The sequence below is a fragment of the Pseudoduganella aquatica genome, from assembly GCF_009857595.1.
In the GTDB taxonomy this organism is placed as follows: domain Bacteria; phylum Pseudomonadota; class Gammaproteobacteria; order Burkholderiales; family Burkholderiaceae_D; genus Rugamonas; species Rugamonas aquatica_A.
This window is the reverse complement of sequence record NZ_WWCU01000082.1, coordinates 1-5,436: the sequence shown is the minus strand read 5'-3', so window position 1 is coordinate 5,436 and position 5,436 is coordinate 1. Positions and strand designations below refer to the sequence as shown.

The 5,436-nt window shown below is 55.5% G+C and carries 7 protein-coding genes; 6 read left to right on the top strand and 1 reads right to left on the bottom strand.

What is annotated here, in order from left to right; genetic code table 11:
- The 6 genes from GTP77_RS29440 to GTP77_RS29415 form a co-directional block, all read left to right on the top strand.
- Window positions 1-227, top strand: a 227-nt coding sequence (locus GTP77_RS29440; protein WP_161075700.1) for a hypothetical protein, incomplete at its 5' end; no start/stop codon positions are given.
- Window positions 228-249: 22 nt separating this feature from the next.
- Window positions 250-2,520 carry a T6SS effector phospholipase Tle3 domain-containing protein gene (locus tag GTP77_RS30810; RefSeq protein ID WP_161075699.1) on the top strand — a complete coding sequence of 757 codons (2,271 nt, stop codon included), beginning with the start codon at window positions 250-252 and terminating at the stop codon, window positions 2,518-2,520.
- Window positions 2,521-2,541: 21 nt separating this feature from the next.
- Window positions 2,542-4,137: a type VI lipase adapter Tla3 domain-containing protein gene (locus GTP77_RS29430; protein WP_161075698.1), complete on the top strand. Its 1,596-nt coding sequence runs from the start codon at window positions 2,542-2,544 to the stop codon at window positions 4,135-4,137.
- A gap of 10 nt (window positions 4,138-4,147) precedes the next feature.
- Window positions 4,148-4,417: a PAAR domain-containing protein gene (locus GTP77_RS29425; RefSeq protein WP_161075697.1), complete on the top strand. Its 270-nt coding sequence runs from the start codon at window positions 4,148-4,150 to the stop codon at window positions 4,415-4,417.
- A 177-nt stretch (window positions 4,418-4,594) separates the two neighbouring features.
- Window positions 4,595-4,768: a type II toxin-antitoxin system RelE/ParE family toxin gene (locus tag GTP77_RS31435; RefSeq protein ID WP_443094225.1), complete on the top strand. Its 174-nt coding sequence runs from the start codon at window positions 4,595-4,597 to the stop codon at window positions 4,766-4,768.
- Window positions 4,765-5,061, top strand: coding sequence for an addiction module antidote protein (locus GTP77_RS29415; RefSeq protein ID WP_161075696.1), 297 nt, complete (start codon window positions 4,765-4,767; stop codon window positions 5,059-5,061). Before GTP77_RS31435 ends, GTP77_RS29415 begins: the two co-directional genes overlap by 4 nt.
- A 166-nt stretch (window positions 5,062-5,227) precedes the next feature.
- On the opposite strand, the gene GTP77_RS30405 is transcribed toward GTP77_RS29415, so the two are convergent.
- Window positions 5,228-5,436 (bottom strand): hypothetical protein (locus GTP77_RS30405; protein ID WP_223149415.1); only part of this gene is annotated, 209 nt, incomplete at its 5' end.

Below are 5,436 nucleotides of genomic sequence, written 5' to 3'. Positions count from 1 at the left end.
CCGCTCTTCCAACCTTTGATGAAGGTAATACAGACCTCAAGTTCGAAGCACGCTACTACAGCCATTTGGACGGCGGCATCCCTGCACCTGAGATGGATGTTGAGACCAGTGCCAGTGATGGGACTGAGCACTCTGAAAAAACCGATGTTGGCGGCAAGACGGCGATGCTGCAAAGCGACGCTATGCATCTTGCTTCCGCCAAGGTAATCCGTAACAAGTCCAGCTAGCCTGCGTGCAAGGGAGTTTAAAGTGGGAATCTACAAGAAAGTGCCATACGAGGCGGGCGCTGCCAGCGGCGTGTACGCTCCCAAACGCTTGAAGAACAAGGTGATTCCGTTGCGGCATAACCTGCCTGGCAACATTATCGTGATCCATGGCGTAAATGATGTCGGAACCGCATACGAAGCGGTTGAAAGTGGCTTGTGCGAGGGCTTAAGTACCCGCCTTTGCGGTGATCTCAAGGCGGCCAGCTATCGCCTTCCAGCCGAAGCAGACAACAAAAAATTGGAAGAAGACCCAGATGCCATTTTCTACAAGCGCACCATCTCGGATAGTACCCACAGTCCCGTGATTCCGTTCTATTGGGGATTCCGAGAGCTCGACGCGCAGGTTAGCAGCAACGCCAAGCTGGCGCGCGGACAATTCCTTGATCGCCATGGAAACCGCCTTGACAAGGATTTTTCGAAGGGCGGCGGTCCGTTCGCCAATGCCACCAGCACCTTGCCCGATATGTGGAATCGTGGCAAATGGGGAGTGTTTCGGGCGCTAGACATCGCGCAGCAGGACGCCACTCATCCGGTTCTGAACAACCCGGGCCGCATGTACATGATTCTGGCAGCACAACGGTTGGCTGCGCTGATTTGCATAATCCGGGACTACGACGAGAATGAAACCGTGTCCATCGTGGCGCATAGCCAAGGCTGTCTGATCAGTCTGCTAGCACAGGCATTTCTGCTAGATCCGAAGATCAAGGCGGTTCAACCCAATGCCAGGCCTGCCGATACTTTAATTCTGAACAACCCTCCGTACAGCTTGGTCGATGACATCCCGACACCTGTGGCAGCTGTCGATGGCTATAGTGATAACGATGACGTGATGCAGGATCGATATGATCCTATCAAGGGCGTTCAAACCTTGAACGCCCGCCTGACGACGTTATCGCGGATAACCAAGGCGATCTGGTCCCGCCGGCACACACAGCCGCCGCTAGAGGAGTTGCCTGAGATTGTGAAGCACTTTGGCGTAGTCGGCAAAGCCTGGAAGGCCAGCGACGACCGTGACAACCGCGGCAAGGTGTATTTGTACTTCGGTCCGGAAGACATGACGGTTGCCCTCGCCAATGTTCAAGGCATTGGATGGCAGGGCGTGCCGGAGTACCAGCGCGGCACAAAGACAGTGCTAAAGGAAATCGCTGGCATCAAGCGCAATAGCGCCGTCCGCATCCTGCGTAAGCCGCTGGAGGAATTGGGAGAAGGGTTCCGTCAGCGCGTGTTTACGCGCAAGCGCAGACCTGATCCGAGGTCCGGTGCATACGTACAGGTGGGGGCTGCTAACAGCCCTTATTACTTCATGCTGCGTCAGCCTGGGGAGGACGACCAGTCGCATAGCGAGGTCAGCGACTCCCTCCTGAGTAAGCATGTCGTACGGAGCCATCTCGCTGGCAGGAGGAATACCCCGGAAGGCGCAGATGTGGGCGAGACGGTAAGCCATAGTGTTCGGCTCATTAATGGAGAATCGCTAAAACAGCCCGTATTGGCCAGCCTTCTGGAAGGATCGTTTCCCGATGCGAAAGGGCGTGTCGGCGGCACGGAGGCTGTCGATCAGATCGATGCGGCAATCGCTGTCACCAGTCAATACGGTGTGTACAACATGTGGCTGACCGTCCCCTACGTTTATCCGATTGCGGAAACGGACAAGTTGGTCATTTCTGATAGCCCTAAACGGGAATTGCACTACCTCAGAGTCGGGCATACGGCTGATCTGAAGAATAAGGTTCAGGATTGGCTGAATAAAGAAAAGGAGGCAGGCGAGTGCTGCGAAGTGCTGGAAGCTTACGTTTGCATGAATAACGGTTTTACCCCGCTGCCGGCCAAGCCCGCCAAGGTGATTATCAAACGTACCGAGACACCCAATGAAGCGAGGCTGCGTTGGCAGCAAACCAAAGTCCCTCGATCTTTCCACGGTGCCATTTTCGGCGGCAAGGAAAACCACCGTAACGTGACCGCGTATGACGTCGCTATCGGTAGCGGCAAAGCGTCGAGCGATCCCAATTTTTACAGCTACTTATGTGACGTCGCAGACTGGCGGTTGCAAGAAATGCCCTCCAGAAAGAGGCCGGGCATTATGCAATGGGAGAAATTCCAAGGCACTCATAAGGTCTATTTGGGATCCGAACCAGAATGGCGGAAACGCCTAATCGCGGGCAATGCCCACTACTACTCAAGCGGTGTATTACCTGATGGATTGCCAGTACTGCCGGAAGGCCTGCCTGCCGATGTCTTGACGGAGCTGAAATCCTGAAAACTAATGCGTGGAGTCAACATGTCAAAAACGATGATGGTTCTTTGGGTCTGCCTAGGGGGGCTGATATTTTGCTTATATAAGACATACATGAACACACATTCAAAATCTCCTTTGAAGCAAGCCAAGCTGTCAGCGGCTGCGGCTCCGAAAGCGGCTGCTGAGCCCGGAAGAAAGGAGTACGTTTTGGAGGTGATTGGTCTTGGCGTGACGCTCGACAAGTATCGGCAGAAGGCGATCTGGCAGGCCTTGGTGGACGGGAACGCCTATACGACGATACGCGAGATGGATCCGAAGAAATATCCATGGTCAGGCAACGACAAGGACGGTCTTTCCGGTGGGCATGAAGGCGCTAGTCTTGAAAATGCCGGGTTTGAGATTCCTCAATTTTGGGGAACGCCGGTATTTAATGCCGAGCCATTGTGCCATAGGATTATTCAAGAAAACGGGACAAAGCTTGCCCAAGTGGGAATTACTGGCGGTGTTGGCGTATCGGGAATGATCACCCATCTCTTTGTGGCTAATCATCATGAGCTGTCCGAGCGACCTGATCGTATTGTCGAAATGATTTTCACGTTTTTTGACAAGAACCCAGATGTTCCTTACGTAGTCCTCACTTCTGCCGATAGCACGCCGATGCGACTTGCATATATGCCGACCTATACGGTGATGAAGAACGGCTACTATGTCCCCGAGATGCCGGACTCGTCTGCTATGTTTGTATTGTCCAGACGGGAGCGTGTCGACGCCATGCGGCCGTTTGTTTTCGAGGATGTCAGTGACGGAAAATCAGTGGCCTTTCAAAATGCTAACGGGATTGCCCGACGCCTATTCCTCACTTACTTGAAGTTGCAGGAATCGGTCCCACGGCACCCGGACAGCACTGGTCTGCAACCAAACAGCACAGAATGGCTCGCCGAGGCAGCAAAATTCGCCGCCCGTCCTGAAATCCGTGGGACCGGCACTATCAGCTTCCTGGACGCCACTTCCTTGTGGAAGCACCATCCGCCGCGCGACTGGAAGCCCACTCCCTGGTTCCCCGTCCCATGGAACACTGATCAGCTTGAACGCTTTGATGCGCTGCCGAGCCTCGGCTTCATTCACCGCCCCGTCTTCGTCAAGATGACCGATAACGAAGGCAAGGCAATCAAGCACCAGGCCGACCGTGAAGCCGCCTTGCACGCCGGCTGGCAGGAAGCATTGCAGACCTTGCCGCAAGCAGAGCGCGCCGCCGGACCGGCGCGCGTGATCGTCGCCACCGCCAACAACCAGAAGCAACTGATCACCTTCCACGGGCTGCTCCGCCAGATCGAAGCCGACGGTGGTCCCGAGATCGACCCGTCCAAGTCCAACCAGTTCATCGACACGGACCGCCGACTCGGCAACACCGGTGCCGCGACGTTCTTCATGCAGATGGCAATCGGCGTGATCGGCAGCTACCAAGAGGGCGGCGTCAGCGCCGCTTTCAACCTGCGCGACCCGAACGAAGCCAGCATCATCCTCGTGACTCCGCCGTCCGAAGAAAAACGCAAATCTCAATATCACACAATAGGCACCAGAATCCTGGAAAACACGACCCTGCCCCAGATCGATCCGAAAAACTACGAGCGTCCATAAGGAAAGAACCATGCGCAAAGTCATCTGCGTCGGCGACTCCACCTCGCACGGCGGCAAAGTCATCAGCAGCGCCGCGCCGCACTTCACAGTCGACGGCAAGCCCGTCGCCGTCTTGGGTGACAAATGCACTTGCCCGGTTGTTGGCCACGGCGGTGGCTGCACCATCATCGAAGGCGATTCCGAGCACACAATAGACGGCGTTCCCGTGGCATATGAAGGCCACAAAACCAGCTGCGGCGCAACGCTCATGGCAAGCGGCGACATGCTTCACAAGGGCTAATGCAGCGCCGCTGCACGATCCACGCGCGCTGCTAAAATGAAGGCGCGCGATGCTACGCTCGCTGACGACTTCCGTCTTTGACGACTGGCTGTTGAACCTGAAGAACAAGGCTGCTGCAGTTCCATCCAGGTACGCATTGCGCGTGCGCGTAACGGAAGCTTTGGAGACTGTGCTGCAGTGGGTGGTGGCGTCTCCGAAATGCGGGTTCACCTTGGCCCCGGCTACAGAATCTACTTTGCAAGGTATGGCAAGGAGATTGTGATCCTGTTGGCGGGCGGTGACAAGTCTTCTCAGCGTGACGACATCAAGCAAGCACGGCAACTATTGCGCGCTATACGAGGCATAGAATGACAATCCAGCTGACGGAATGGGACGGCTCAAGATATTTGCAGACGCGCGAGGACGTGGGCTTATACCTGACAGCATGTTTTACTGATGGCGGCAGTGACGCCGCTTTGCTTGCCCAGGCGTTGGACGATATCGCCCGCTCTACTGGCTTGGCGCAACTCGCACGGGAAAGCGGGATCGATGCTCATGAATTGGCGCAATCGCTTCCTCCAGGGGGGCGTCCCAGTTTTGATGCAGTCCTGAAATTGGTCAGCATGCTTGGACTTCAGTTCAGAATCGAACCGTGCGCGGCATAGCTGGCGTATCTACTTCTTGCCATGCACCTTGCTGGGTCTGCAATAGGCGACCCACGATGAGCAACATGTTCGGGTAAGCGATCGGTATTATTTAGAAGCGAGGGCGAAAGAATAGTTCCACTGCTTGCCCGGCAGCGCACACTGCTACGTTCCAATTCGCTATATTCTAGGTTTCACAAGATAGCTCAGGAATCTCCTTCTGCATGAATGATAGGCTAAGGGCTATGACCAGTCCTGGGGCTTGCTTGGCCTTACGTTGCGCCCGCTCAAAGTAGCGTTGCCAAAGCAGTGCCATCATCGCCGAACCCCTAGCCCCCGAGGAGCCCCAGTGGAAAGCGATCTGCTCGACTTCCTGGTCCAGCCCAAGGACCTCAT